The sequence below is a fragment of the Sphingopyxis sp. genome, from assembly GCF_041916015.1.
In the GTDB taxonomy this organism is placed as follows: domain Bacteria; phylum Pseudomonadota; class Alphaproteobacteria; order Sphingomonadales; family Sphingomonadaceae; genus Sphingopyxis.
Window position 1 is genome coordinate 36,007 of record NZ_JAYSAH010000012.1, and the last position, 24,853, is coordinate 60,859.

At 66.6% G+C, this 24,853-nt stretch carries 29 protein-coding genes; 18 read left to right on the forward strand and 11 right to left on the reverse strand.

The features are described from left to right. The first annotated feature begins 54 nt into the window (after positions 1-54). The 3 genes from ACE3SL_RS01810 to ACE3SL_RS01820 all read left to right on the forward strand — a co-directional run bounded on the left by ACE3SL_RS01810 (position 55) and on the right by ACE3SL_RS01820 (position 2,509). A complete protein-coding gene (locus ACE3SL_RS01810; protein WP_374524051.1) occupies positions 55-900 on the forward strand; it encodes a hypothetical protein in 846 nt (281 codons plus the stop codon). 669 nt (positions 901-1,569) lie between these two features. Continuing rightward, positions 1,570-2,031: an RNA polymerase-binding protein DksA gene (gene dksA, locus ACE3SL_RS01815; RefSeq protein WP_374524052.1), complete on the forward strand. Its 462-nt coding sequence runs from the start codon at positions 1,570-1,572 to the stop codon at positions 2,029-2,031. Between the two features lie 94 nt (positions 2,032-2,125). Beyond that, positions 2,126-2,509, forward strand: coding sequence for a PilZ domain-containing protein (locus ACE3SL_RS01820; protein WP_374524053.1), 384 nt, complete (start codon positions 2,126-2,128; stop codon positions 2,507-2,509). 48 nt (positions 2,510-2,557) lie between these two features. On the opposite strand, the gene ACE3SL_RS01825 is transcribed toward ACE3SL_RS01820, so the two are convergent. Continuing rightward, positions 2,558-2,716 (reverse strand): YdcH family protein, encoded by a 159-nt coding sequence (locus tag ACE3SL_RS01825; RefSeq protein WP_374524054.1) that lies wholly within the window; start codon positions 2,714-2,716, stop codon positions 2,558-2,560. Positions 2,717-2,855: 139 nt separating this feature from the next. On the opposite strand from ACE3SL_RS01825, the gene ACE3SL_RS01830 reads away from it, so the two are divergent. Next, a complete protein-coding gene (locus tag ACE3SL_RS01830; protein WP_374524055.1) occupies positions 2,856-3,053 on the forward strand; it encodes a YdcH family protein in 198 nt (65 codons plus the stop codon). A gap of 126 nt (positions 3,054-3,179) precedes the next feature. Beyond that, complete coding sequence (locus tag ACE3SL_RS01835) at positions 3,180-3,647, forward strand: DUF1465 family protein (RefSeq protein WP_374524056.1); 468 nt, start codon at positions 3,180-3,182, stop codon at positions 3,645-3,647. A gap of 4 nt (positions 3,648-3,651) precedes the next feature. Here the strand turns inward: ACE3SL_RS01835 and ACE3SL_RS01840 are convergent, their stop codons facing one another. Next, a complete protein-coding gene (locus ACE3SL_RS01840; RefSeq protein WP_374524057.1) occupies positions 3,652-4,731 on the reverse strand; it encodes a DUF2332 domain-containing protein in 1,080 nt (359 codons plus the stop codon). A 38-nt stretch (positions 4,732-4,769) separates the two neighbouring features. Between ACE3SL_RS01840 and hisG the strand changes: the two genes are divergently transcribed. The 5 genes from hisG (at position 4,770) to ACE3SL_RS01865 (ending at position 10,590) form a co-directional block, all read left to right on the forward strand. Continuing rightward, positions 4,770-5,438, forward strand: coding sequence for an ATP phosphoribosyltransferase (gene hisG / locus ACE3SL_RS01845; protein ID WP_374524058.1), 669 nt, complete (start codon positions 4,770-4,772; stop codon positions 5,436-5,438). Then, the gene (hisD, locus tag ACE3SL_RS01850; RefSeq protein ID WP_374524059.1) at positions 5,425-6,723 is read left to right on the forward strand and encodes a histidinol dehydrogenase; all 1,299 of its coding nucleotides are present in this window, start codon (positions 5,425-5,427) and stop codon (positions 6,721-6,723) included. The genes hisG and hisD overlap by 14 nt, the downstream gene beginning before the upstream one ends. Continuing rightward, entirely contained in the window at positions 6,720-7,169 is a 450-nt protein-coding gene (gene nusB / locus ACE3SL_RS01855; protein WP_374524060.1) for a transcription antitermination factor NusB, read from the forward strand. The genes hisD and nusB overlap by 4 nt, the downstream gene beginning before the upstream one ends. A gap of 197 nt (positions 7,170-7,366) precedes the next feature. After that, complete coding sequence (thiL, locus tag ACE3SL_RS01860) at positions 7,367-8,299, forward strand: thiamine-phosphate kinase (protein ID WP_374524061.1); 933 nt, start codon at positions 7,367-7,369, stop codon at positions 8,297-8,299. Positions 8,300-8,487: 188 nt separating this feature from the next. Continuing rightward, positions 8,488-10,590 (forward strand): sodium-translocating pyrophosphatase, encoded by a 2,103-nt coding sequence (locus ACE3SL_RS01865; protein WP_374524062.1) that lies wholly within the window; start codon positions 8,488-8,490, stop codon positions 10,588-10,590. Positions 10,591-10,746: 156 nt separating this feature from the next. Here ACE3SL_RS01865 and ACE3SL_RS01870 read toward each other — a convergent pair whose 3' ends face one another. Continuing rightward, positions 10,747-11,559 carry an SDR family NAD(P)-dependent oxidoreductase gene (locus ACE3SL_RS01870; protein WP_374524063.1) on the reverse strand — a complete coding sequence of 271 codons (813 nt, stop codon included), beginning with the start codon at positions 11,557-11,559 and terminating at the stop codon, positions 10,747-10,749. Between the two features lie 315 nt (positions 11,560-11,874). Between ACE3SL_RS01870 and ACE3SL_RS01875 the strand changes: the two genes are divergently transcribed. Beyond that, positions 11,875-12,405, forward strand: coding sequence for a CarD family transcriptional regulator (locus ACE3SL_RS01875; RefSeq protein ID WP_257548901.1), 531 nt, complete (start codon positions 11,875-11,877; stop codon positions 12,403-12,405). Positions 12,406-12,522: 117 nt separating this feature from the next. On the opposite strand, the gene truA is transcribed toward ACE3SL_RS01875, so the two are convergent. Then, positions 12,523-13,263 carry a tRNA pseudouridine(38-40) synthase TruA gene (gene truA, locus ACE3SL_RS01880; protein ID WP_374524064.1) on the reverse strand — a complete coding sequence of 247 codons (741 nt, stop codon included), beginning with the start codon at positions 13,261-13,263 and terminating at the stop codon, positions 12,523-12,525. Continuing rightward, a complete protein-coding gene (fmt, locus tag ACE3SL_RS01885) occupies positions 13,260-14,180 on the reverse strand; it encodes a methionyl-tRNA formyltransferase (protein WP_374524065.1) in 921 nt (306 codons plus the stop codon). Before fmt ends, truA begins: the two co-directional genes overlap by 4 nt. A 225-nt stretch (positions 14,181-14,405) precedes the next feature. Here fmt and recR point away from each other — a divergent pair, with 225 nt between their 5' ends. Both recR and def read left to right on the forward strand, forming a co-directional pair. Beyond that, positions 14,406-15,002, forward strand: a complete 597-nt coding sequence (gene recR, locus ACE3SL_RS01890; protein ID WP_374524066.1) for a recombination mediator RecR — start codon at positions 14,406-14,408, stop codon at positions 15,000-15,002. A gap of 31 nt (positions 15,003-15,033) precedes the next feature. After that, a complete protein-coding gene (def, locus tag ACE3SL_RS01895) occupies positions 15,034-15,567 on the forward strand; it encodes a peptide deformylase (protein WP_374524067.1) in 534 nt (177 codons plus the stop codon). A gap of 126 nt (positions 15,568-15,693) precedes the next feature. Here def and grpE read toward each other — a convergent pair whose 3' ends face one another. Together grpE and hrcA are read right to left on the reverse strand one after the other, a co-directional pair. Next, positions 15,694-16,242 (reverse strand): nucleotide exchange factor GrpE, encoded by a 549-nt coding sequence (gene grpE / locus ACE3SL_RS01900; RefSeq protein ID WP_374524068.1) that lies wholly within the window; start codon positions 16,240-16,242, stop codon positions 15,694-15,696. 4 nt (positions 16,243-16,246) lie between these two features. Further along, positions 16,247-17,290 (reverse strand): heat-inducible transcriptional repressor HrcA, encoded by a 1,044-nt coding sequence (gene hrcA / locus ACE3SL_RS01905; RefSeq protein ID WP_374524069.1) that lies wholly within the window; start codon positions 17,288-17,290, stop codon positions 16,247-16,249. 195 nt (positions 17,291-17,485) lie between these two features. On the opposite strand from hrcA, the gene ACE3SL_RS01910 reads away from it, so the two are divergent. The 5 genes from ACE3SL_RS01910 (at position 17,486) to ACE3SL_RS01930 (ending at position 21,921) form a co-directional block, all read left to right on the forward strand. Then, positions 17,486-18,286 carry a dienelactone hydrolase family protein gene (locus tag ACE3SL_RS01910; protein ID WP_374524070.1) on the forward strand — a complete coding sequence of 267 codons (801 nt, stop codon included), beginning with the start codon at positions 17,486-17,488 and terminating at the stop codon, positions 18,284-18,286. A gap of 48 nt (positions 18,287-18,334) precedes the next feature. After that, positions 18,335-19,051, forward strand: coding sequence for a ribonuclease PH (gene rph / locus ACE3SL_RS01915; protein ID WP_374524071.1), 717 nt, complete (start codon positions 18,335-18,337; stop codon positions 19,049-19,051). 1 nt (position 19,052) lies between these two features. Then, entirely contained in the window at positions 19,053-19,721 is a 669-nt protein-coding gene (gene rdgB / locus ACE3SL_RS01920) for an RdgB/HAM1 family non-canonical purine NTP pyrophosphatase (RefSeq protein ID WP_374524072.1), read from the forward strand. Between the two features lie 57 nt (positions 19,722-19,778). Then, complete coding sequence (gene hemW / locus ACE3SL_RS01925) at positions 19,779-20,924, forward strand: radical SAM family heme chaperone HemW (protein WP_374524073.1); 1,146 nt, start codon at positions 19,779-19,781, stop codon at positions 20,922-20,924. A gap of 106 nt (positions 20,925-21,030) precedes the next feature. Beyond that, positions 21,031-21,921, forward strand: coding sequence for a tyrosine recombinase XerC (locus tag ACE3SL_RS01930; RefSeq protein WP_374524074.1), 891 nt, complete (start codon positions 21,031-21,033; stop codon positions 21,919-21,921). On the opposite strand, the gene ACE3SL_RS01935 is transcribed toward ACE3SL_RS01930, so the two are convergent. From ACE3SL_RS01935 to rsmI, 4 genes are all read right to left on the reverse strand, one after another. Next, complete coding sequence (locus tag ACE3SL_RS01935; protein WP_374524075.1) at positions 21,918-22,517, reverse strand: DedA family protein; 600 nt, start codon at positions 22,515-22,517, stop codon at positions 21,918-21,920. The genes ACE3SL_RS01930 and ACE3SL_RS01935 overlap by 4 nt on opposite strands. A gap of 23 nt (positions 22,518-22,540) precedes the next feature. Continuing rightward, entirely contained in the window at positions 22,541-23,491 is a 951-nt protein-coding gene (gshB, locus tag ACE3SL_RS01940) for a glutathione synthase (protein ID WP_374524076.1), read from the reverse strand. Positions 23,492-23,632: 141 nt separating this feature from the next. Next, positions 23,633-23,983: a YraN family protein gene (locus ACE3SL_RS01945; RefSeq protein ID WP_374524077.1), complete on the reverse strand. Its 351-nt coding sequence runs from the start codon at positions 23,981-23,983 to the stop codon at positions 23,633-23,635. Continuing rightward, positions 23,980-24,840 carry a 16S rRNA (cytidine(1402)-2'-O)-methyltransferase gene (rsmI, locus tag ACE3SL_RS01950; protein WP_374524078.1) on the reverse strand — a complete coding sequence of 287 codons (861 nt, stop codon included), beginning with the start codon at positions 24,838-24,840 and terminating at the stop codon, positions 23,980-23,982. The genes ACE3SL_RS01945 and rsmI overlap by 4 nt, the downstream gene beginning before the upstream one ends. Positions 24,841-24,853 lie beyond the last annotated feature (13 nt).

The following is a 24,853-nucleotide window of genomic DNA, read 5'->3' on the forward strand; positions in this document are numbered from 1 at the left end:
GAAAAGATTGGGCGCATGAAAAGAGGGCCGTCCCGCAGGGCGGCCCTCAGTCAGGTGGTGCCGGCTGGCGCGCCCGCAACCGCCAGTGGATGGTTTTACGCCGCGCTGGCGTCGTCGTCGTTGCGGTTCGCGGCGCGGCGGCGCGCGACGAGCGCGGCGGCGGCGGCCCCGAAGAGCAGCATCATCGGCGGCGCCGGCACGGGGTGCGGATCGCCCGACGAACCTCCGTGGCTGCTGCTGCCGCCCGAACTCGACGACGAGGAAGAGGAGGATGAAGACGAGCTGCTGCTCGACGACGAGGAACTGCTGGTCGAACCGAAGCTGCTGCTCGTGCTCGTCGCGCCCGACGAGGTGCTGCTCGACGACGAGGAGCTGCTGCTCGACGAGGAAGACGAACTGCTGCTCGAACTGCCGCCCTTCGACGAGCTACCCCAGCCCGAGCTGCCGTGCGAAGAGCCGCCCCAGCCCGAGCTGCCATGGCCGTGCGAACTGCCGCCGCCCGACGAGGATGAGCTCGACGAAGAGGAGGAAGACGAAGACGACGAACTCGACGAGGAGCTGCTGCTCGACGACGAGGTGCTCACGCCGCCGGTCGAGGTCGAAACATTGCCCGACGAGGTGCTGACCCCGCCGGTCGAGGTCGAAACTCCGCCCGTGGAGGTGCTGACGCCGCCCGTCGAGGTCGATACGCCGCCCGAAGTCGAGCTGGTCGACGTCGAGACGCCGCCGGTCGTGGTCGAGGTCACGACGACGCTGCCGCTGCTGCCGCCCGAGCTGCCGCCGAAGAACCCCCCGAAAAAGCCGCCGCCGAAACCGCCGCCAAAGCCGCCGCCGATGACGGTCACACCGCCGCCGCTGCCGCCGCCGCCTTCCCAGCCGCCCTGCGGGAAGGGCGCATAGGGAATCGGGGGCAGCGGGATCGTCTGGGTCACCACCTGCTGTTGCGGGGTCGCGGTGCGGATGATTCGCTTCGTCGTCACGACCCGGCGGACGCGCTTCACCGGCTTGCGCGCCGCGTGACGCTTGCGCACGACCTTCTTCGCGCCGCATGGCGTGCAGGACTGCACGGTCGATGCCCGCGCCTTCGGCACGTCGGCGATCTGCATCGCGCCGCTCCCGATCAGGGCGCCGCCGCAAGTGCAGGCACAAAGCTTGGCGAGGGCCATCCGGACAGACATAATTTCGCTCTCTCTTTCCCGTTGCAGATGCGGCAGGACCTCCCTGCTGCACCTCCCGCTAGAGCCAAAAGGCCAAAGCTTCGTCTACGCGTCCATGCTGTTAACCGCGTTTACCTGTCCGTGAGCGGGAAAAGGGGGGCGAAATCAAGAAAAATACGCATAACTGTCCCAAATCAGAACGAAAATCCCTTCAATTCGGCCCCATTGGTAAATTGAAGGGAGGGCGGGTGATCGCTTGTGCGGTTCCGGTTCAGCCTCGCTTCAGCGGTTCGTCGCTAGCGGGAGCTTCCGCGCTTGTGTCGCACCTTGGGGGTGGTTATAGGCGCGGCGCATTCCCCTGGTCGTCCGTCCCGGGCGGCAAGGTGACAGGAAAGGACGCGAGAAGCCCTTTATGCCAACCCAGATTGCCGATGTTGGCGCCGACGCGCTCTTGGAAGCAAGGTCGAACCTCGATTCGGACTATGTTCCGAGCGACGACGAAGAGTTCATGAACGAGCGGCAGCAGGAATATTTCCGCAACCTGCTGCTCGCATGGAAGAAATCGATTCTGACCGAGTCCGAATCGACGCTCGCCCATCTGCAGGATGGTCCGCTGCGCGAACCCGATCTCGCCGACCGGGCCTCGAGCGAGACCGACTGGGCGATCGAGCTTCGCACCCGCGACCGCCAGCGCAAGCTGATCGCCAAGATCGACGCCGCGATGCGCCGCATCGACGACGGCGAATATGGCTATTGCGCGGTTACCGGCGAACCGATTTCGCTCGCACGTCTGCAGGCGCGCCCGATCGCGACGATGACGCTGGAAGCGCAGGAGCGGCACGAGCGCAACGAACGCATCTCGCGCGAGGATTGAGCCAGAGCGGGACAAACCGCTCGTCCATTTACGTTTCCGCAATTGCTGGCTTCTAGATTCGCCGCCTGACATTCAGCGCGGGGATTAGGTCGTAATGGAATCGCGGGAACCGCTTTCGGTCGATGAAGAAGTGGCGGCGCTGTCGCGCGGTGCCGATCGCGACAGCCTGTTCATGCAGGCCAATCTTCTGTGGCCCGGCCAAACCGCGCCGCTCGTCGTGCGCGTGCGCAACCTGTCGGCGGGCGGGATGCTGGCCGAAGCGCCGGTGCGCGGCGTCGATCAGGGCATGACGGTCGAGGTCGAACTCCGCAACGTCGGCTTCGTGCCGGGCCGGGTAGTCTGGATCGGCGAGGGCAAGTTCGGGATCGCGTTCGACCGTCCGGTCGATCCGCACGCGGTGCGCCGTCAGGTCGTTCAGAAGATGGAAGTTCCGCCGCATATCTCGGCGCTGAACGGACCTCTCTACCGCCGGCGCTGAGGCGTTCGCAAAGAAGGCGCCAGCGGGGCGGTAGCGGTCAGGCGACGGTCAGGCGGTCGCGGCCATTTCTTCCTTGATACGCAGTTTCTGTTTTTTCATCTGCGCCAGCAATGCCGTATCGGGACTGGGGCGGCGCTCTTCATTCGCAATTTTCTCGTCGAGGTCCGCGTGGCGGGACTTCAGGGCGGAAAGGTGCGACGTGGTCATGGGCCATTCTCCTTTTCGACTCGTAGTGGCAGTGCCGAGTAAATCACGAATCGCGTCGCATGTCGTCGCGATTCGGCCAGTCGGTGCCCCCCAAGGACAGCCCGTTGCAGACGGGGCGTGATCGTGGCAGAGCGGAGGGGTGAACCCCGAGGAAATTACCCAGCGCCTGGAACTGCTTCGGCTCGAGCATCGCGATCTTGACGCCGCGATCATCGCGCTCGGCGACGCGACCGTTCCCGACCAGCTTCAGCTCGCGCGGATGAAGAAGCGCAAGCTCCGCCTGCGCGACGAAATAAGCTGGTGCGAGGACCAGTTGCTTCCCGACATCATCGCGTGATTCGCCTGTGAACGGCACCGGCCCGGTGCCTCCACCTCGAAAGCGCCTGATTCAAAACGGGACGCTCGCAAATTTCATGGTTACTGCCGTTGCGGCGGGCGTCTGCGCCGTGGCATCCCGTCGGCCATGACCATGGGGCGGACAGAGACGGGTGCGATCGGCCTTCCCGAGCATCGCGCGCAGATCGAAAATCTCTATGTCGATGCGATGCTGCTCGCCGACGAGGCGCATGCCGCCTTTGCGGCGCAGCGCGATCTCGGCCGGGCGCCGGGCGACAGCCTGCGCCAGATCGGGCTTGCGTGCGAATCGTTGAAGACCACGACGCGGCTGATGCACATCATCGCCTGGCTGCTCCATCGCCGCGCGATGATCGCGGGCGATCCGGGTGCCGGGCCCAACGACAGCGCGGCGCGCATCGGCAAACCGGTCGCCGCCGACTGGGACATCTGCGCCGGATTCGATGCACCCCTGCGCCGCATCGTCGCCGCGAGCGAGCGGCTGTTCGAGCGGATCGCCGCTATGGAGGCCGGATGGGACGCGCCCGCGATCACGCCGGTGCAGGCGCTGCTCGCGCGGCTGGAAGCGCGGCTTTAACAGCTCAGCCGAGCCACTCCACCCACGCCCCGTGCGGGTGCGACCGGGCCAGCGTATGGCCCGCTTCGCCGCCCGGCCAATGGCGCACGACCAGTTCGTGGACGTGTGCGGTGCGATTGGCCTCGAGCGCGATCCAGGCAAGCGGCCGCTCGGCGGTCGCCTCGGCGCCGGCTTCCTCCATCGCGGTCGTGACGCGCATCTGCTGGTCCTCGGGGACATATTGCCAGACGATCGAGTGCATCAGGACGCGCGTCGTTCCCGCGGCTTGCGGCTTCCTGAGCTCGGCCTCGACGAAATCGGCGGCGGTTGCGCGGACCAGATTCGGCTTCTGCTCGTGCGCCGCGGCGATTGCTGCTTCCATGCGTGCGAAGCGGATCGCATGTTCGGGCCAGATATAGGCTTTGAGGCGCATCGCCTGCGCCTGGTCGGTCAGATCGACCGGCGCGACATCGCAGCCTTTCAGCCCTGCGATCTCGATCGGCAACTGCGGCGGATGGCCCCCGCGCCATTCGGGGGTGAAGGCGATGGCGCCCGGCTGCGGCCCGACCTGCACACCGCCAAGATCATAATGATAGCGGTCGAGCATCAGATTGATCCCGGCGCTCGAGCCGATTTCGAGGCAGTCGAAGCGCGCCGGCAGGCCTCGCTCGGCGAGCCACAGCATCGCCGCGATGAAGTTCGACGAGCGCCCCGCCTCGTTGGTCTGCGGCGGCCCGTCGAGCCAGGGAAGCAGTGCCTCCTCGTGCCGCGCGACCACGCCGGCGACGATCGCCGCATCGTTGATATCCTCCGCATTCGCATAGATGGGCGCGAGTTCGGGGGCGGCATCCGCAAGGTGCAGCGCGTGGAGGCCGCCTGCGGCGCGGAGCGGCAAGGCATCGGCAAGCGGCGCGCCTTGCCATTCGGCCATGCGGCGCGCGAATTCGGTGACGGGCTTGTCGAGCAACGTTGCGAGCGCGGCGACGATCCGCGCGGTCACGGGTGCGTCGCTCGACCGGCAATAGGCGATCTGGTTGGCGAAAGCGGTCCGCACCGCGCCGCCGCCGGTCGCGCCTATGTCGACAAACTCGTAACGCTCGCTCATTGCCCTTTCTCCCGTCGCCGCTTAAAGGCACGGCGCTTATGCCCGAACCGATCATCTTTGCCATCCCCAAGGGACGCATCCTCGACGAGGCGCTGCCGCTGCTCGCGGCCGTCGGCATCGAGCCCGCGGCGGACTTCTTCGACAAGAAGAGCCGCGCGCTGGTGTTCGGGACGAACCAGCCGCATATCTCGCTGATCCGCGTCCGCGCTTTCGACGTGGCGACCTTCGTCGCGCACGGCGCCGCGCAGCTCGGGATCGTCGGGTCGGACGTCGTTGACGAGTTCGACTATTCGGAGCTGTACGCGCCCGTGGACCTCGGCATCGGTTACTGCCGCCTGTCGCTCGCGGGGCCCGCGGGCAGCGCACCGCCGGGCGCCAACGAATTGGGGGGCGAAAGCCATATTCGTGTCGCGACCAAATATCCCGCGACGACGCGCCGCTGGTTCGCGGGGCAGGGGATTCAGGCCGAGTGCATCAAATTGAACGGCGCGATGGAGATCGCACCGAAGCTGGGACTTGCCTCGCACATCGTCGATCTTGTCTCGACCGGGCGGACGCTCGTCGAAAATGCGCTCGCCGAGCAGACGGTGATTTCCGAGGTGTCGGCGCGGCTGATCGTCAATCGCGCGGCGTTCAAGCTGCGCTCGGCCGAGGTGCCCGCGCTGGTCGAGAAATTCCGTCAGGCGGTCGGCGATGCGGCGGCTTGACGCCTCCGATCCCGGCTTCGCGGTGGCGTTCGACGCACTGGTGAACGACCGGCGCGAAAGCGCCTCCGACGTCTCGGCCGACGTCGCCGCGATCATCGCGCGGGTGAAGGCCGAGGGCGACGCGGCGCTCGCCGGCTATACCGCGAAGTTCGACCGCTTCGATCTGGACGCAAGCGGCTGGAGCATCTCGAAAGAGGAATGCGCCGCGGCCTATGACGCGCTGGCCCCCGAGCTGCGCGATGCGCTGAACCTCGCTGCGACACGCATCCGTGCCTATCATGCCGCGCAGCTTCCCGAGGATCGCGACTATCGCGACGTTACCGGCGCCCGGCTCGGCGCGCGGTGGAGCGCGGTCGATGCGGCAGGAGTCTACGTTCCCGGCGGGCGCGCCGCCTATCCCTCGTCGGTGCTGATGAACATCCTCCCCGCGAAGGTCGCAGGGGTCGAGCGGATCGTGATGATGACCCCGACGCCGGGCGGCGAGGTCAATCCGGTCGTGCTGGCCGCCGCGCATATCGGCGGGGTCGACGAAATCTGGCGCGTCGGCGGGGCGCAGGCGGTCGCGGCGCTCGCCTATGGCACGCAGACAATCGCGCCGGTCGATGTCGTTACCGGGCCCGGTAACGCCTGGGTCGCCGAAGCGAAGCGCCAGCTCTATGGCGTCGTCGGCATCGACATGGTCGCCGGACCGAGCGAGATCGTCGTCGTCGCCGACGCGAAGAACGAACCGCATGTCATCGCCGCCGACCTTCTGAGTCAGGCCGAGCATGACCCCACCAGCCAGTCGATCCTCTTCACCGACGACGGCGATTTCGCCGATGCGGTCGCGGCGGCGGTCGCGCATGTCATTCCGACGCTTGCGACCGCACCGACGATGCAGGAAAGCTGGGCCGGCAATGGCGCGGTGATCGTCGTGCCGAACCTCGCCGACGCGATCCCGCTCTGCGACCGGCTCGCGCCCGAACATCTCGAACTCGCGGTCGATCCGGCCGAGGCCGACGCGCTGTTCGCCCAAGTGCGCCACGCGGGTTCGGTCTTCCTCGGCCGGCAAACCCCCGAAGCGATCGGCGACTATGTCGCGGGTCCGAACCACGTCCTCCCCACCGGACGCCGCGCGCGCTTTTCGAGCGGGCTGTCGGTTACCGACTTTATGAAGCGCACCAGCTTCCTCGCGCTCGACGAAGCCAGCCTCGCCGCGATCGGTCCCGCCGCGGTCGCGCTCGCGAAGGCCGAAGGGCTTCCCGCCCATGCGCTCAGCGTCCAGAACAGATTGAAACAGCCATGAACAAACGCGCCCAATCCCGCTCCGCCGCCCGCCTTGCCGCCGTGCAAGCGCTCTATCAGCACGAGATGGAGGGCACCCCGGTCGCGCAGCTCGTTCACGAGTTTCATCAGCACCGCATCGGCAAGATCATCGAGGATGCCGAATATGCCGACGCCGACATTCCCTTCTTCGACGATATCGTGAAGGGCGCGCTCGCGCGGGCGGACGAGGTCGATGCGGCGATTACCGCGCGCCTTGCGAGCGGCTGGACGATGGACCGGCTCGACCGCACGATGAAGGCGATATTGCGCGCCGGTGCCTATGAGCTGATCGCGCGGAGCGACGTGCCGGTCGGTGCGGTGGTCAGCGAATATGTCGATGTCGCGAAGGCCTTCTTCGACGGCCGCGAGGCGGGGTTCGCCAATGGCCTGCTCGACGCGATCGGCAAGGATGTGCGGGCGAAATAACGCTCCCGTCAACCGCGTGTGTCCCCGCGAAGGCGGGGACCCATCTCCCGCCGGTTCAAGATGGCGCTGTCCGAAGATGGACCCCCGCCTTCGCGGGGGAACACGGCAGCTTATGAGGATATGCGGTTCGGTCTATCCGATGATGCGTGCAAGCTGGCAATTGTCCTGCCGCGATGAATGCCGCTAAATCACATGCCATGAACGAAGCCGATTTCATCGCCCGCCTGCGCGGCATCGCGACCGATCCCGCCGCGCGCGGGCTTGCCGATGATGCGGCGGTGTTCGAGGGCCTCGTCCTCACCCACGACATGATCGTCGAGGGCATTCATTTCCTTCCCGACGAACGGCCGCAGGACGTGGCGTGGAAGCTCGTCGCGGTGAATCTGTCCGACCTCGCGGCCAAGGGCGCGGCGCCCGTCGGCGTGCTGCTAGGCTACAGCCTGACCGGCGACGAGCATTGGGACGCGGCCTTCGTGCGCGGCCTCGGCGAGGTGCTGCGCCGCCACGACGTCCCGCTGCTCGGCGGCGATACGGTCGGGGTGCCCGCGGGCGCCCCGCGCAGCTTCGGCCTCACCGCCATCGGCCGCGCCCCGTCGGAGGGCGTCCCGTCGCGCGGCGGCATGAAGCCCGGCGACCAGCTGTGGGTCAGCGGCACGATCGGCAACGCGGGCGTCGGCCTCGCGATGCGGCTCGGCGAGGTCGATCCGAACGAGACCTGCCTTGCCGCCTACAGCCGCCCGCAACCCCAGCTCGCGCTGGGGCAGGCGCTGGTGCCGCATGTCCACGCGATGATGGACCTCTCCGACGGCCTGCTGATCGACGCCGGGCGCATGGCGGCGGCGAGCGGCTGCGACATCACGCTGATGGTCGAGACGGTGCCGCTGTCGGCGGCGCTGCTCGCGGTGCGCCCCGACGTCCTCGACACGCGCCTCGCCGCGGCGACCGCCGGTGACGATTATCAGTTGCTGTTCGCCGCCGATCCGGGCCGGGCGGCGGCGATCCGCGAAATCGCCGCGGGGCTCGGCATCGCGGTGACGCCCGTGGGCCATGCGGGGGTGGGCGAGGGGCTCACCCTGATTCACAAGGCGCAGCGGATCGCGCTGCCGGAACGTCTCGGTTTCACACATTAGGCCGCCGAGGCACGGAAAATTGCCGAAAGTGCGGGCTTGCCCTCGCCATTCTTTCTTCCCATAACCCCGCCGTCCAATATGTGGGGCGGTCGCATCAGGGGAGAGAGCGAACCGGCAACAATAAGTCGGACGTGCTCGACTGCTATCTATGCGTTCGCCCTTCTCTTATGGGGAAGGAACAGACACGCATGAATCCGGTTTTGATCGCGATAGCGTGCGGCCTTTTGGCCGTGCTCTACGGCTTCATTACCTCGCGGCAGGTGCTCGGCGCCTCCGCGGGTAATGAAAAGATGCAGGAAATCGCCGCCGCCATCCAGGAAGGCGCGCAGGCTTATCTGAAACGGCAATATAGCACGATCGCCATCGTCGGCGTCGTCGTCGCGGTGATCATCGCCGCCACGCTCGGCGGCGTATCGGCGACGGGCTTCGTCATCGGCGCCATTTTGTCGGGCGCCGCCGGATTCATCGGCATGAACATCTCGGTCCGCTCGAACGTGCGGACCGCGGCGGCTGCGCAGAAGGGCCTGCAGGCGGGCCTCACGCTGGCGTTCCGCGCCGGCGCGATCACCGGGCTGCTCGTGGCCGGCCTCGCGCTGCTCGCGATCTCGGTCTTCTACTGGGTGCTGACGACGCAGATGGGCAAGACGGTCGGCGGCGACGACCGCACGGTCGTCGATGCGCTCGTCGCGCTCGCCTTCGGCGCCTCGCTGATCTCGATCTTCGCGCGTCTCGGCGGCGGCATCTTCACCAAGGCCGCCGACGTCGGCGCCGACCTCGTCGGCAAGGTCGAGGCGGGCATCCCCGAGGATGATCCGCGCAACCCCGCGGTGATCGCCGATAACGTCGGCGACAATGTCGGCGACTGCGCCGGCATGGCGGCCGACCTGTTCGAAACCTATGTCGTCACCGTCGGCGCTACGATGGTGCTGACCGCGCTGCTCCTCAAGGGCGCGGGCGACCTGCTGCCGGGCCTGATGGCGCTGCCGCTGCTGATCGGCGGCGTGTGCATCATCACCTCGATCATCGGCACGTACTTTGTCCGCCTCGGTTCGTCGAACAACGTGATGGGCGCGATGTACAAGGGCTTCCTCGTCTCGGCCGTGCTCGCGGTTCCGGCGATCTGGTTCTCGACGCAATATGCGCTCGGCGGGATGGAAACGAATATCGCGGGGACCGACTTCAACGGTCGCGCGCTCTTCTATTGCTCGTTGCTCGGTCTGGTCATCACCGGGCTGATCATCTGGATCACCGAATATTACACCGGCACCAATTTCCGCCCGGTGCGCTCGATCGCCAAGGCGTCGGAGACGGGCCACGGCACCAACGTGATCCAGGGCCTCGCGATCAGCCTCGAAGCCACCGCGCTGCCGACGCTGGTCATCGTTGCCGGCATTATCATCGCCTACCAGCTCGCGGGCCTGATCGGCATCGCATACGGCGCGACCGCGATGCTTGCGCTCGCCGGCATGGTCGTCGCGCTCGACGCTTATGGTCCGGTGACCGACAATGCGGGCGGCATCGCCGAAATGGCGGGGCTCGACGATTCGGTCCGTGAAAAGACCGACCTTCTCGATGCCGTCGGCAACACCACCAAGGCGGTGACCAAGGGCTACGCCATCGGTTCGGCGGGGCTCGCCGCGCTGGTGCTGTTCGCGGCCTACACGACCGACCTCAAGGAATTCTTCCCGAACCTGACGGTCAATTTCAGCCTCGAAAATCCCTATGTGATCGTCGGCCTTTTGCTCGGCGCGCTGCTTCCGTATCTGTTCGGCGCGATGGGCATGACCGCGGTCGGCCGCGCGGCGGGCGACGTGGTGAAGGACGTGCGCGATCAGTTCGCCAACGATGCGGGCATCATGGCGGGCACCTCGAAGCCCGACTATGCGCGCACGGTCGATCTCGTCACCAAGGCAGCGATCAAGGAGATGATCATCCCCTCGCTGCTGCCGGTGCTGGCGCCGATCGTCGTCTATTACGTCATCTCGGCGGTCGCGGGGCAGGACAATGGCTTCGCGGCGCTCGGCGCGCTGCTCCTCGGGGTGATCGTCGGCGGGCTGTTCGTCGCGCTCTCGATGACCTCGGGCGGCGGCGCGTGGGACAATGCCAAGAAATATATCGAGGACGGCAACCACGGCGGCAAGGGCAGCGAAGCCCACAAGGCCGCGGTGACGGGCGATACCGTGGGCGATCCCTACAAGGACACCGCGGGCCCGGCGGTGAACCCGATGATCAAGATCACCAACATCGTCGCGCTGCTGCTGCTCGCGGCGCTGGCGGGACACGCGATGTAAGCATCGCGCCCGTCAGGGTGAAAATTAGGCCCCGCCGGAGTGATCCGGCGGGGCTTTTTCTTTTGCCTCGTCATTGCGAGCGAAGCGAAGCAATCCAAGGCTCGCGTAAGCCACTCTGGATTGCTTCGCTTCGCTCGCAATGACGAAGTATCTGATTTAGCGCTGCGCCTTCATCTGCTGCGCATAGCCCGCCTGGACCATCGTGCTCATCCGGTCGAACAGCGCATCGGGGTCGCTGCGGCGGAGGCCTGCGATTGCCGCTTCGGCACCCTCGGCAACCACCAACTCGCGCTTGCCCGCTGCAATCGCATCCAGAATCTGCGTCGCGGCAAAGTCGGGCGACAGGCCGTTGTCGATCGCCGCGTCGCTTTCCCCGCGGCGGCTGCCGTCGGCGTTCAGCGCGTTGCGGCTGACATTGGTCTGCACCGATCCCGGCGCGACGACCAGCACCTTCAATCCCAGATGCTCATTCTCGGCGCGCACACTGTCGTGATAGCCGATCAGCCCGTGCTTGGCGGCGCAATAGGCACTGCGCAGCGGCACGCCGGCGATCCCTGCGACGCTCGAAATCGCGACGATCTGCCCGCCGCCCGCCGCAACCATCCGCGGCAGAAGCTGCTGGGTCAGCGCGATCGGCGCGAGCAGGTCGACATCGACGATCTTCTGATAGACCGCAAAATCGGTATCGACCGCCAGGCTGCGCTGCGAGATGCCGGCATTGTTGACCAGTCCGTCGATCCGCCCGCACCAGTCCCACGCTTCGTCCGCCAGCGCGGGGAGGGCGGCATAGTCGGTCGCCTCGAACGGCAGGATCATCGTGCCGGGGCCGCATTCCTTCGCTACCGCCTCGAGCGCCGCGACGTTGCGCCCCGACAGGATCAGCTTCGCGCCACGCGCCGCCAAACCGCGCGCCAGCGCCGCGCCGATTCCAGAAGACGCCCCGGTCACCCACCAGACTTGATCCTGCATATCCTGCTTCCCATCTGTTATCCGGTTTCAGGGTGAAACCGATTGGAATCGCCGTCAAGCCGCCGGTTTCGCGGATTTCCGCGCGGGGGTGGCAATTTTGTTGCGAATCTGATATAATAAATATCAACACGCCGATAGTTTGCCTCTGCCTGCCTTGGGTCGAGGCTTCGCCTGGCGTCCGATGGAGCCATATCCCTTGTCACTCTGACTGGCTAGCGCCGCCCAAAATCGCCGATCCCCCTTTTGAAGAGGGCAGGATGCACCCGGCTTTTTGCGCTTCCCAGTTCACCGGCAAGGCCCAAGAAAGGAACTTGCATGTCCGCAAACACGCTCGTCTTCGAAGTCGGGGATTATGTCGTTTATCCGAAGCATGGCGTGGGGCGCGTCATCGAACTGCAGAAATCCGAAATCGCCGGAATGCAGCTGGAACTCTATGTTCTCCGCTTCGAAAAAGAGAAGATGACGCTTCGCGTTCCCACCAACAAGGCCGAAGGCGTCGGCATGCGCAAGCTGTCGTCGGACAAGACGCTGAAGGAAGCGCTTCAGGTCCTGACCACCAAGCCGAAGGTCAAGCGCACCATGTGGTCGCGCCGCGCGCAGGAATATGAAGCCAAGATCAATTCGGGCGACCTGGTGTCGATCGCCGAAGTGACCCGCGACCTGTTCCGCGCCGACGATCAGCCCGAGCAGAGCTATTCGGAGCGCCAGATCTTCGAAGCGGCGTCGAGCCGCCTCGCGCGCGAACTCGGCGCGATGGAAGAAAGCGACGAAAAGACCGCGCAGGCGAAGATCCTCCAGATCCTCAACGAGCATGCGCCGAAATATTATCTGGAAAAGGCGGTCTGAGGCCGCGGCTTTCCAAAGGGGGAATGAAGGGCGGTCCTGCGGGGCCGCCCTTTTTCGTTTCAACGACTTTCTCTTTTGTCGTCATCCGGACTTGATTCGGGTGACGAAGGGAGGGGATCAGGGGTATCGCGCTTCGACGAAATACAGCCCGTCGGGCGGTGCATTGAGCCCCAATGCGCTCCGATCCGCCGCGTCGAGCGCGGCTTTCAGATCGCGTGCCGACCATTTGCCTTCGCCGACCATGGAGAGGCAGCCGACCATCGAACGCACCTGATGGTGCAGGAAACTGCGCGCCGCGGTCTCGATGATGATCTCGTCGCCGTGGCGGCTGACGCTGATCCGGTCGAGCGTCTTCACCGGGCTTTCGGCCTGGCAATGCACCGACCGGAAAGTCGTGAAGTCATGCTTGCCGACAAGAGCCTGCGCGGCGCCGTGCATCGCTTCGGCATCGAGCGGCTTCGCGAACTGCCACGACAGCCCCTTGTCCCACGTCAGCGGCGCGCGCCGGTTGACGATGCGATATTCATAGGCGCGTCCGATGCACGAAAAGCGCGCGTGCCAGTCGTCGGCGACTTCGGCGCAGGCGAGCACCGCAATCGGAGCAGGACGAAGCTGCGCGTTGAGCGCTTCCATCAGCCGGAAGGGCTGGATCGCCTTCTCGATATCGACATGCGCGCGCATCGCGATCGCGTGGACGCCGGCATCGGTGCGCCCGGCGCCGTGCACCGCCGTTTCCTCGCCGGTGATGCGCGTGACGGCTTCCTCCAGCGCCTGCTGGACGCTCGGCCCGTGGCTTTGCCGCTGCCAGCCCATGAACGGGCGGCCGTCGAACTCGATGGTGAGCGCGAAGCGGGTCATGCGAGCCGTGTGCCCTGCGGAATCGCCCGTCCGCGCAGCAACTCGGCGGCGTCCATCGCGGGCTTGCCCGCGCGCTGCACCCGCGTCGCGCGGATCGCACCGGGGTTGCATGCGATGGTCAGCGCATCGTCGAGCGTGACGCCGGGCGCCGCGCCCGCGATCGTCTCCGCCGGATGGACGACTTCGGCCGCCAATATCTTGTACCGTTCGCCGTCGAGTTCGAAAAACGCGCCCGGCATCGGGTCGAACGCGCGAATTTGCCGCTCGACCTGCACCGCACTCACCAGAAAATCGAGCCGCGCTTCGCTCTTGTCGATCTTGGCGGCGTAGGTGACGCCCTCGTCGGGCTGCGCGGCGGGGACAAAGGCATGGAGGTCGCTCAGCACCTTGACCATCATCGCCGCGCCCATGCCGGCGAGTTCGTCGGTCAGCATCCCCGCACTCTTGCCCGCGACCGGCGTCGCCTCGACCAGCCGCATCGCGCCGGTGTCGAGCCCGGCGTCCATCTGCATGATCGTGACGCCCGTCTCGGCATCACCCGCCAGGATCGCGCGCTGCACCGGCGCGGCGCCGCGCCAGCGCGGCAGGATCGAACCATGGACGTTGAGACAGCCTTCGCGCGGCGCGTCGAGGATCGCCTGCGGCAGGATCAGACCGTAAGCCGCGACCACCGCGACATCAAGGCCGAGCGCCGCGAATTCGGCCTGTGCCTCTTCGCTTTTCAGACTCTTCGGAGTGCGGACGGGCAGGCCATGCGCTTCGGCCCAGAGATGCACCGCGCTCTGCTGCAGCTTCTTGCCGCGCTGCGCGGGGCGCGGCGGCTGCGTATAGACGGCCACGATCTCGTGCCCCGCCGCATGAAGCGCGGCGAGCGTCGGCACCGCAAAGGGCGGCGTTCCCATGAAGGCGATGCGCATGGGCGGCGCTTTGGCGGAGGATCAGGGGTTGTGCAAGTGCCCCTCTCCCCTTGCGGGAGAGGGTAGCGAGACTTGCCAGCTTGCTGGCTAGTCGCAGCGGGTGAGGGGGCTGCAACGTCGCATCCCCTCTCCAGCCTTCGCTAAGCGCTTCGCGCAAAGCTCCGGCATCCTCTCCCGCAAGGGGAGAGGATTGTATGGTGCGAGTGGGCGCGATAGGTGCTGTACATGGCCTCCACCGAAATCGATGCGCTCGTCCAGCAACTCGCCCGCCTGCCGGGGCTCGGCCCGCGTTCGGCGCGACGTGCGGTGCTGCATCTGATGAAGAAGCGCGAGAGCAGCTTCGCTCCGCTCCTCGCGGCGCTCCAGACGGTGTCGGAGCGGCTGGTGACCTGCACGATCTGCGGCAATGTCGATACGCAGGACCCTTGCGCGATCTGCGCCGATCCGCGTCGCGACGATCGCAGCCTGTGCGTCGTCGAGGAGGTTTCCGACCTGTGGGCGCTCGACAAGTCGCGGCTTTTTCCCGGAAAATATCATGTGCTGGGCGGCCGCCTGTCGGCGCTGGAGGGGGTACGGCCGCAGGATCTCAGCATCGACGCGCTGGTGAACCGCGTCGCCGCGGGCGGCATCGACGAGGTCGTGCTCGCGATGAACGCCACGCTGGAGGGGCAGACGACCGCACATTATCTCGCCGAGCGGCTGGAGGGATATCCGGTACGGCTGACGCAGCTCGCGCATGGCCTGCCGGTCGGCGGTGAACTCGATTATCTCGACGAGGGGACGCTGGCACAGGCACTCCGGGCGCGGCGGCCGGTGGGTTGACGGCGGGCTTCCGAGTTCATACCTCGCACCCATGGCCCTACTCCCTATCATAGAGACCCCCGATCCGCGGCTGCGCGTCATTTCCAAGCCCGTCGAGACGTTCGACGCCGAGCTGAAGACGCTGGTCGCCGACATGTTCGAGACGATGTACGACGCGCCCGGAATCGGGCTCGCCGCGATTCAGGTCGGGGTGCCGAAGCGCATCCTGGTCATCGACCTGCAGGAACCCGATCCCGATGACGAAGAGGGCAAGAAGGTCATCCGCACTCCGCGCGTGTTCATCAATCCCGTCTTCTCCGACGAGAGCGAGGAGCATAGCGTCTATCAGGAGGGCTGCCTGTCGGTCCCCGAACAATATGCCGATGTGACGCGCCCCGCCGAGGTTACGGTCGATTGGCAGGACGAGGACGGCAAGCCGCACCGCGAGCGCATGACGGGCCTGATGGCGACGTGCATCCAGCACGAGCACGACCATCTGGAAGGCATCCTCTTCATCGACCATCTGTCGAAGCTGAAGCGCGACATGCTGCTCAAGAAGCTCGCGAAGCAGCGCAAGGCCGCTTAGGCGGCATTATCAGGTCCATGTTCCCCCGCGAAGGCGGGGGGCCATCACCGGCCGTTTCGGATTTCCGCCATCGGATGATGGGTCCCCGCCTTCGCGGGGACACACGCAATGGGTGTCGGGCTGAAATCAATCCGCCTTTTTAGCGACCCCCACCATTGCGGGGCGCAGCAGCCGGTCCTTCATCATATAACCCGCCTGCATTTCCTGCACGATCGTGCCGGGCTCCTTGTCGCTCGGGATTTCCAGCATCGCCTGATGCTGGTTGGGATCGAGCGGCAGGCCGATGGCCGCGATGCGCGTGATGCCGTTGCGTTCGAACACGCTCAGCAATTCGCGCTCGGTGGCTTCCAGCCCGGTGATCAGCGGCTTGATCGCCGCATCCTCGCGCTGTTCGGCGGTCAACGCGGCGAGCGCGCGGCCCAGGTTGTCGGCGACCGACAGGATGTCGCGCGCGAACTTGGTCGATGCATAAGCGTGCGCGTCGGCGATTTCCTTGTCCTTGCGGCGCGTGACATTCTGCGTCTCGGCGCGCGCATAGAGCAAGTCCTGCTGCAGCGCCGCAATCTGTTCGGCGAGCTTCGCATTTTCGTCCTGCGGCTCGGCGGCGGGGGCCGCGGTTGCGGTGTCGTCGGTCGCGCCGTCCTCGACGGGCGTGTCATTCTCGATGTTCGTCATAAGCCTATCGTATCAGTCTTGAGAGAGATTGTGCGGTGAAATCCACCATGGGAACGATCCGCGCATAGTTCAAGCGCGTCGGGCCGATAACCCCGACGACGCCGACGACGCGGCCGTCGCTGCCGTGATAGGGCGCGGCGATAACCGACGATCCCGACAGCGAAAAGAGCTTGTTCTCCGACCCGATGAAAATCCGCGTCGCGCTGCCCTCGCGCGCGCTGTCGAGCAGGCCGGCGATCTCCTGCTTGGTTTCGAGTTCGTCGAGCAATTGCCGTACCCGGTCGAGATCTCCGACCGCGCTTTCGTCGAGCAGATTCGCCTGGCCGCGCACGATCAGCACCGGGCGGTCGGCGCCGTCCGACGACCAGATCGCGAGCCCGCGGCTGACGAGATCCTGCGCGGCGCGGTCGATCGCGATCCGCTCGGCCTCGATCTCGCGGCGCACGCGCGCCATCGCTTCGGTCAGCGTCAGCCCCGACAGCGTCGCCGAAATATAATTGCCCGCCTCGACGAGGGCCGAGGGGTTGAACCCCGGCGGCATGTCGATGACGCGATTCTCGACCGTCCCGTCGCCTGCGACGAGCACGACAAGCGCCTGCGTTCCCGACATCGGTACGAAGGCGACCTGTTTCAGCACCCGCTCATGCTTGGGAACGAGGACGAGGCCGGCGCACGCCGACAGGCCCGACAGCGCGGCGGTCGCCTGCGCGAGCGCGCTTTCGATCGGGCCGCCTTCGGTCAGGCTCGCCTCGATCTGCGCGCGGTCCTCGGCCGAAGGTTCGGCGACCTGCATCATCCCGTCGACGAACAGGCGAAGGCCCTGCTCGGTCGGCAGCCGCCCCGCGCTGGTATGCGGGCTCGCGAGCAGGCCGAACTCTTCGAGGTCCTGCATCACGTTGCGGATCGAGGCGGGCGACAGGTTGAGCGCGGCGAGCTTGGACAGCGTGCGCGATCCGACCGGCTGGCCCGTTTCCAGATAGGCATCGACCACCAGCCGGAACACATCGCGCGCGCGCGTGGTCAGTTCGGTGATGGGCGGGGTGGTCATGCGCACGGATGTAGGGGCGCGGAAGGGGAGGGGCAAGCAGGCGTCTACATGACGCCCCGACCTCGTCATTCCCGCGAAAGCGGGAACCCAGTTGAAACGTCGGCGTGCTGGGTTCCCGCTTTCGCGGGAATGACGAAGAAAAGGAGGTGCAATTGGTGGCGCTTCTGCATAGCCTTCCAACCGGGGGAGAGCCATATGACCACACGTCTGCTCAATCAGGACGACCCGCTCGATGATTTCGACCACCGCACCATCGCGCTGCTCGGCCGCCCGCACCGCGTCTACACGATGGGTAGCGGCCCTGCCGTGATCGTCATGACCGAAATGCCCGGCATCAGCCCGCATGTCGCGCGCTTTGCCCGCTGGGTCCGCGATGCCGGCTTCACCGTCTATATGCCGCATATCTTCGGAAAGGACGGCGCGGTGCCGCGGATGCCTGGCGCGCTGTTCACGATGATCGGGGGTTGCATCAGCCGCCAGTTCCGCGCTTTTCAGGCGAACGAAAGCTCGCCCGCTGTCCAGTGGCTCCGCGCGCTGGCGGCGCTCGCGCACAAGGAATGCGGCGGCAAGGGCGTCGGCGCGATCGGCATGTGCTTCACCGGCAATTTCGCGCTGTCGATGATGCTCGAACCCGCGGTGCTCGCCCCGGTTCTTTCGCAGCCGTCGCTGCCGCTGAACGACGCCGCCGGGATGCACATCGCGCCCGGTGAGCTCGCCGCGGTCAAGGCGCGGATGGAGGCCGAGGATCTGACCGTGCTCGCCTATCGCTTCGAGGGCGACAAATTCTGCAAGGCCGCGCGCTTCGAGGCTTATGAAAATGCGCTCGGCGACCGCTTCATCGGCCGCGTGCTGCCCGACGAGGCGGCGAATCCCGACAGTCCGATGAAGAATGCACACAGCGTCGTGACGCTCCACCTGATCGACGAGGCCGGCCAGCCGACGGTGCAGGCGCGCGACGAAATCCTCGATTTCTTCAAGATGCGGTTGAGCGAATGACCGGCGCGGCCTAAGGGCGGCGGCAATCTTCAATCGAAAGGATTTTCCATGCGCCCTTCCGGCCGCGCCCCCGACCAGATGCGCTCCATCGCCATCGAAACCAACTTCACCATCCATGCCGAGGGCAGCGTCCTCGTGTCGTTCGGCAACACCAAGGTGCTGGTGACCGCGAGCGTCGAGGAGAAGGTTCCGCCCTTCCTGCGCGGCAAGGGGCAGGGCTGGGTGACGGCCGAATATGGCATGCTCCCCCGCGCCACCCACACGCGCGGCAGCCGCGAGGCGGCGAAGGGCAAGCAGTCGGGACGCACGCAGGAAATTCAGCGGCTTATCGGGCGTAGCTTGCGCGCTGTCGTCGATATGAAGAAGCTCGGCGAGCGGCAGATCGTGATCGACTGCGACGTGATCCAGGCCGACGGCGGCACCCGCACCGCGTCGATCAGCGGCGCGTGGGTCGCGCTGCGGCTTGCCGTCGACAAACTGCTCGCGAGCAAGGCGCTGACCGAAGACCCGATCGAGGACAGCGTCGCCGCGATCTCGTGCGGTATCTACAAGGGCACCCCGGTGCTCGATCTCGACTATGACGAGGATTCGGTCGCCGAAGCCGACGGCAATTTCGTGCTGACCGGCAAGGGCCAGATCGTCGAGGTACAGGCGAGCGCCGAGGGCGCGACCTATGACGAGGAAGGCCTGCTGCGCCTGCTGCGCCTCGCGCGCATCGGCTGCACCGACATCTTCGCCGCGCAGGCGAAGGCGGTGGGGCGCTGAAGTGACGCGCAAGCTCGCCCCCGGCAGGCTGGTGATCGCCAGCCATAATGCGGGCAAGGTGCGCGAGATCCGCGCGCTGCTCGAACCGTTCGGAATCGAGCCCGTGTCGGCGGGCGACCTCGGCCTCCCCGAGCCCGAAGAGACGGGGACGACCTTCGCCGAAAACGCGCTGCTCAAGGCACATGCGAGTGCGTCGGCTTCGGGCCTGCCCGCGCTCGCCGACGATAGCGGGCTCGAGGTCGCGGCGCTCGGCGGGCGCCCGGGGGTTTACACCGCAGACTGGGCCGAACGCCAGTGGTTCGAGGGCGAGCCCGGCCGCGACTGGTATATGGCAATGGGCAAGGTCGAGGGGCTGCTCGCCGAACAGGGGCCGGATGTCGACCGCAGCGCCTGCTTCGTCTGCACCCTCGCGCTCGCCTGGCCGGACGGGCATGCCGAGGTCTTCGAGGGCAGGGCCGAGGGCAGGCTGACCTGGCCGCCGCGCGGGACACTGGGCTTCGGTTATGACCCGGTCTTCGTTCCATCCGGCAAGACATTGACTTATGCCGAAATCGATCCCGCCGAAAAACAGGCGATCAGCCACCGAGCCGATGCTTTCGCCAAGCTGGTGGCGGGCGTGTTTGATAGCTTCGTCACCCCGGACCCTTCGACAGGCTCAGGAAAGGCTTGATCCGGGACCATGGATTCCGGCTTTCGCCGGAATGACGAATGGGAGTAGAGGCGCGGCATGGCCGAACCGCTCGCCCTCTATGTCCATTGGCCGTTTTGCGTCAGCAAATGCCCCTATTGCGACTTCAACAGCCATGTCCGCGAGGGCGTCGATCAGGCGGCGTGGCGCGCGGCGCTGCTCGCCGACCTGCGGCACGAGGCGGCATTGCTGCCCGGACGGCCGGTGTCGTCGATCTTCTTCGGGGGCGGGACGCCCAGCCTGATGCCGCCCGAAACCGTCGCAGCGGTGATCGCGTTGGCGGACGAGCTATGCGGGCTGACCAGCGATTGCGAGATCACGCTCGAAGCGAACCCCAATTCGGTCGAGGTCGCCAATTTCGCCGATCTGGCCGCCGCAGGGGTTAACCGCGTGTCGATTGGTGTTCAGAGCTTCGACCCGCAAATTCTTGATTTTCTTGGCCGTGCGCATAGCGGAGATGAGGCACGGCGTGCGATCGCGGCGGCGCAGGATCATTTTGCGCGCGTCAGTTTCGACCTCATCTACGCGCGACCCGGCCAGTCGCTCGCGGCGTGGGAGGCTGAGCTTGGCGAAGCGCTGGCGTTCGGCACGGGGCATCTCTCGCTCTATCAACTCACGATCGAGCCGGGCACGCGCTTTGCGACGCTGGCCGCGAAGGGGGATCTCGTCATCCCCGACGGCGATGCCGCCGCCGACCTGTTCGACGCGACGCAGGCAATCACGCGTGCGGCGGGCCTGCCGCGCTACGAAGTGTCGAACCATGCGCGGCCGGGTGAGGAAAGCCGGCACAATCTGACCTATTGGCGCTATGGCGATTATGCCGGGATCGGACCCGGCGCGCATGGGCGGCGGCTATGTCAGGCGACCGAGCGGCACAAGAAGCCCGAGAATTTCATCGCGGCGGTGGAGCGCAACGGACACGGCCTCAAGGTCGAGACCGATCTCCCGCCGCACGAACGCGCGACCGAGGCGATGCTGATGGGGCTGCGGCTTTCCGAAGGCATCGATCTGGCGCGGGTCGAAGCGCGGAGCGGGCTGGCGCGCGGGGCGTTTGTCGATGCGGACGCGGTAAAGCGGCTGGCGGGGCAAGGATTGCTCGCGCTGGATGGCGACCGGCTCGCAGTGACCGACGGCGGCATCTTGCTGCTCGACTCGATCCTTTCCGAGGTGGTCCGCACAAGCTAAGCATTCCAAGAGCCGTTTGCCCTGCGCGTGTCGAAGGGCCGTTCTTTCTTTGCGGGGCTGGAAGAAGAATGGGGCTTCAACAAGCTCAGCCCGAACGGAATATAGGTTGGCTGACGGACTGATCCGCGACTGGGACGCCCATCTGGCGCATGAAAAGCGCCGGTCGGAGCATACGCGCCGCGCCTATATCGCGACCGCCGAACGCTTCTGCGCCTTCCTGTCGCACCATCGCGGCGGCGCGGTCGATGCGTCGATGCTCAAGAGCCTGACCCCGAACGACCTCCGCTCCTACCTCGCCGACCGCCGCGCCGAAGGGCTCGGCAATGCGTCGGCGGCGCGCGAATTGAGCGCGCTCCGCACCTTCCTCCGTTTCGTCGGCGGATCGAACGCCAGCGTCCCGCAGATGCGCGGACCACGGGTCAAGAAGGGCTTGCCGCGCCCCGTCGCGCCCGCAGAGGCACTTCAGCTCGCGCAGGATGTCGAGGATCATGCGCGGCTGGGCTGGGTAGGCGCGCGCGACTTTGCACTGCTCCTGCTCCTGTATGGCGCCGGGCTCCGTATCGGCGAAGCGCTCGGTCTGACCGGCGCCGCGCTGCCCCTCGGCGACACGCTGCGCGTCACGGGCAAGCGGAACAAGACGCGCGTCGTTCCGATCCTGCCCGCGGTCGCCGCGGCGATATCGCGCTATGTCGAAGCCTGCCCGTGGCCGATCGGGAGGGAAACGCCGCTCTTCCTCGGCGCGCGCGGCGGGCCGCTCCAGCCCGGCGTCGTCCGCGCCAGTGTGCGCTCGGCGCGGCGCGCGCTGGGCCTTCCCGAGCGGACGACCCCGCACGCGCTGCGGCACAGCTTCGCGACGCACTTGCTCGCGGGCGGGGCGGACCTGCGCAGCCTGCAGGAACTGCTCGGCCATGCGAGTCTCGCCTCGACGCAGGTCTATACCGCGGTCGATGCCGCGCATCTGCTCGACATCTATCGGAGCGCGCACCCGCGCGCCTAGCTGCGCGGTTTCCAGGTGAAGACGCGCCAAAGGTAGATCAGAACCAGCGATCCGATCGCGACCAGCGCGACCGGCCCGACGAAGGCGTTGAGATTGGCGAAGCGGCTGCCGAACCAGCTTCCCGCGCCGGCGAGCGCACCGATCCAGATCGTCGATCCGGCCGCGGTCCAGATCAGGAATTTCGCCTGATTCATCCGCACCATGCCCGCGGGCAGCGACACCATCGTCCGTGCCACCGGCATGAAGCGCGCGGCGAAGACGATCGCTGGGCCATATCTGGTGAAGAAGGCGTGCAGCCGCTCGACCTCGCCCCAGTCGAGCGTCAGCCAGCGCCCGTGCCGGTCGATGAAGGGTCTGAGCCGCTCGTAGCCGATCCAGCGCCCGATCGCATACCAGACCCAGTTTCCCGCAGTCGTCCCCGCGACCGCGACCGCGATCAGCGTCCGGAAATCGAAGCGGCCCTGCGCGACCGCGATCCCGCCGAGCCCCATGATCACTTCGGACGGGATCGGCGGAAAGACGTTCTCAAGGAACATCAGCACGAAAATGCCGAGATAGCCCCAGCCCTGGATCAGATCGAGAATGAAGTCGGTCATACGGAGGGAAACGCGGCGGCGCCTCAGCCGATCCGCCGCAGGATCGCATCCCAGATCATCCCCGCCGTATCGCTGTTGTTGAAGCGATCGATCGCGACAATCCCGGTCGGCGAGGTGACGTTGATTTCGGTCAGCCATTCGCCGCCGATCACGTCGATTCCGACGAACAGCAGGCCGCGCTCTTTCAGGCGCGGCCCCAGCACGTCGCAAATCTCCTGCTCGCGCGGGGTGAGCGTCGTCGCCTCGGCATAGCCGCCGACCGCAAGGTTCGAGCGGAACTCGCCATCGCCGGGCCTGCGGTTGATCGCGCCCGCTACCTCGCCGTCGATCAGGACGATGCGCTTGTCGCCCTTGCTGACGCTCGGCAGGAATTGCTGGACCATGAAGGGTTCGGGCCAGACCTGTCCGAACAGTTCGACGAGCGCGCCGAGGTTGCTGCCGTCGGCGTCGATGCGGAACACCGCCTTGCCGCCATTGCCGTGGAGCGGCTTGATGACGACGGCGCCGTAGCGCGCCTGAAAATCCTTCACCGCGTCGAGATCGCGCGTCACCATCGTCGGCGGCATGAACTCGGGGAAGTCGAGCACGAACACTTTCTCGGGGGCGTTGCGGACCGAGACCGGATCGTTGACGACCAATGTCTCGCCCGCGATGCGCTCGAGCAGCCAGGTGCCGGTGAGATAGCCGAGGTCGAAGGGCGGGTCCTGCCGCATCAGCACGACGTCGATATCGCGGCCGAGGTCGAGCGTCACCTGCTCGCCGAACCTGTAGTGATTGCCCGCCTCGCGTTTTGCCTCGACGATGCGATGCGCCTTGGTGGTCAGCCGCCCCGCCTCCCACGTCAGCCCGCGCACATCGTAGTGATAGAGCTCGTATCCGCGGTCGAGCGCCTTCAGCATCAGGGCGAAGCTGCTGTCGCCATGGATGTTGATTCCGTCCATCGGGTCCATTTGCACGGCTGCGCGCAGGGTCATCTTCTTCTCCATCGGGCATTTAAAAGCCGTTTGCCCTGAGCTTGTCGAAGGGCCGTACTGTCTTTCTCCGGCGCCTGAAAGAAGGACGGTGCTTCGACAGGCTCAGCACGAACGGAGGAAAGGAAGCACATGCCGCCTGGCTCACGGCTGCCAGACGTGGACCAGATGGCGAGGCAATCGCTTCGGCGCAAGCAGCATCACGTCGATGCGGATGTCGTCGGCGGGCCGCGCGAGGCGCGGAGCGAGCATTGCCGCCGCCGCGGCGACGCGCCGTAGCCGCCATTCGTCGATCGCCAGATCGAGGTCCTCGGCCCGTTCGCGCCATTTCACTTCGATGAAGGCGAGCGTGCGCCCGCGCCGTGCGACGAGATCGACCTCGCCTGCGCTCACGCGAAGCCGCTCGCCGACGATCCGCCAGCCGTGCAGCCGCAGCCACCACGCCGCGCGCCGTTCCGCCTTGCGCCCGCGCGCTTCGGCGGCGGCGCGGTTCAAGCCTGGTCCTTGAGCACGAGCGCGCGGGCATAAACATCGTGACGATCGAGACCGTAGCGCTTCGCCACGGCCTTCGCCGCCTGCGCGACCGGCTTGTCGGCCATCGCGGTGCGCAGCGCGGCGTCCAGCGTGGCGTCGTCGGCTGCTTCGGCGACCGCCTCGCCCGGCGGGCCGACGACGATCACGATCTCGCCCTTTGGCGGCGCGTCGGCATAGCGTGCGGCCAGTTCGGCGAGCGAGCCCGTCGCACATTCTTCGTACAGCTTGCTGATCTCGCGCGCGACCGCCGCCTCGCGATTTCCGAGCCCTTCGGCGAGCGCGCCGAGCGCCGCCGACAGGCGTGGTCCGCTTTCGTAGAAGACGAGCGTCGAGCGCAGCCCGGCGAACTCGGCGATGGTGTCGGCGCGCGCCTTGGCCTTGTTCGGCAGGAAGCCCGCGAACAGGAATCGGTCGCTCGGCAGCCCCGACAGGGTGATCGCGGCGATCGCCGCGCAGGGGCCGGGCAGGGTGGTGATATGCCGTCCCGCCGCCTGCGCGTCGCGCACCAGCTTGTAGCCCGGGTCGGAGATGAGCGGCGTCCCCGCATCCGACACCAGAACGACGATTTCGCGCTCCATGCGCGCAACCAAGGCGGCACGGGCGCGTTCGTCGCTATGATCATGATAGGGGGTCATCGGTACACGCAAACCCAGATGAGCGAGCAGCTTCGCGGTCACGCGCGTGTCTTCGGCCGCGATCAGATCGGCCGAGGCGAGCGTCGCCGCCGCGCGCGCGCTGATGTCGCCGAGGTTGCCGATGGGCGTCGCAACGATATAGAGACCGGGCAAGGGAGATTTTGAGATGGTCGAATCCGGCATGGAGCCGAAAATG

Excerpts from the sequence above, each read along its gene's own strand:
- dksA (WP_374524052.1), top strand. The coding sequence starts at position 1,570 with ATGCCAACCCAGATTGCCGATGTTGGCGCCGACGCGCTCTTGGAAGCA.
- ACE3SL_RS01820 (WP_374524053.1), top strand. The coding sequence starts at position 2,126 with ATGGAATCGCGGGAACCGCTTTCGGTCGATGAAGAAGTGGCGGCGCTG.
- ACE3SL_RS01825 (WP_374524054.1), bottom strand. The coding sequence starts at position 2,716 with ATGACCACGTCGCACCTTTCCGCCCTGAAGTCCCGCCACGCGGACCTC.
- ACE3SL_RS01835 (WP_374524056.1), top strand. The coding sequence starts at position 3,180 with ATGACCATGGGGCGGACAGAGACGGGTGCGATCGGCCTTCCCGAGCAT.
- ACE3SL_RS01840 (WP_374524057.1), bottom strand. The coding sequence starts at position 4,731 with ATGAGCGAGCGTTACGAGTTTGTCGACATAGGCGCGACCGGCGGCGGC.
- hisG (WP_374524058.1), top strand. The coding sequence starts at position 4,770 with ATGCCCGAACCGATCATCTTTGCCATCCCCAAGGGACGCATCCTCGAC.
- hisD (WP_374524059.1), top strand. The coding sequence starts at position 5,425 with ATGCGGCGGCTTGACGCCTCCGATCCCGGCTTCGCGGTGGCGTTCGAC.
- nusB (WP_374524060.1), top strand. The coding sequence starts at position 6,720 with ATGAACAAACGCGCCCAATCCCGCTCCGCCGCCCGCCTTGCCGCCGTG.
- thiL (WP_374524061.1), top strand. The coding sequence starts at position 7,367 with ATGAACGAAGCCGATTTCATCGCCCGCCTGCGCGGCATCGCGACCGAT.
- ACE3SL_RS01865 (WP_374524062.1), top strand. The coding sequence starts at position 8,488 with ATGAATCCGGTTTTGATCGCGATAGCGTGCGGCCTTTTGGCCGTGCTC.
- ACE3SL_RS01870 (WP_374524063.1), bottom strand. The coding sequence starts at position 11,559 with ATGCAGGATCAAGTCTGGTGGGTGACCGGGGCGTCTTCTGGAATCGGC.
- ACE3SL_RS01875 (WP_257548901.1), top strand. The coding sequence starts at position 11,875 with ATGTCCGCAAACACGCTCGTCTTCGAAGTCGGGGATTATGTCGTTTAT.
- truA (WP_374524064.1), bottom strand. The coding sequence starts at position 13,263 with ATGACCCGCTTCGCGCTCACCATCGAGTTCGACGGCCGCCCGTTCATG.
- fmt (WP_374524065.1), bottom strand. The coding sequence starts at position 14,180 with ATGCGCATCGCCTTCATGGGAACGCCGCCCTTTGCGGTGCCGACGCTC.
- recR (WP_374524066.1), top strand. The coding sequence starts at position 14,406 with ATGGCCTCCACCGAAATCGATGCGCTCGTCCAGCAACTCGCCCGCCTG.
- def (WP_374524067.1), top strand. The coding sequence starts at position 15,034 with ATGGCCCTACTCCCTATCATAGAGACCCCCGATCCGCGGCTGCGCGTC.
- grpE (WP_374524068.1), bottom strand. The coding sequence starts at position 16,242 with ATGACGAACATCGAGAATGACACGCCCGTCGAGGACGGCGCGACCGAC.
- hrcA (WP_374524069.1), bottom strand. The coding sequence starts at position 17,290 with ATGACCACCCCGCCCATCACCGAACTGACCACGCGCGCGCGCGATGTG.
- ACE3SL_RS01910 (WP_374524070.1), top strand. The coding sequence starts at position 17,486 with ATGACCACACGTCTGCTCAATCAGGACGACCCGCTCGATGATTTCGAC.
- rph (WP_374524071.1), top strand. The coding sequence starts at position 18,335 with ATGCGCCCTTCCGGCCGCGCCCCCGACCAGATGCGCTCCATCGCCATC.
- hemW (WP_374524073.1), top strand. The coding sequence starts at position 19,779 with ATGGCCGAACCGCTCGCCCTCTATGTCCATTGGCCGTTTTGCGTCAGC.
- ACE3SL_RS01935 (WP_374524075.1), bottom strand. The coding sequence starts at position 22,517 with ATGACCGACTTCATTCTCGATCTGATCCAGGGCTGGGGCTATCTCGGC.
- gshB (WP_374524076.1), bottom strand. The coding sequence starts at position 23,491 with ATGACCCTGCGCGCAGCCGTGCAAATGGACCCGATGGACGGAATCAAC.
- rsmI (WP_374524078.1), bottom strand. The coding sequence starts at position 24,840 with ATGCCGGATTCGACCATCTCAAAATCTCCCTTGCCCGGTCTCTATATC.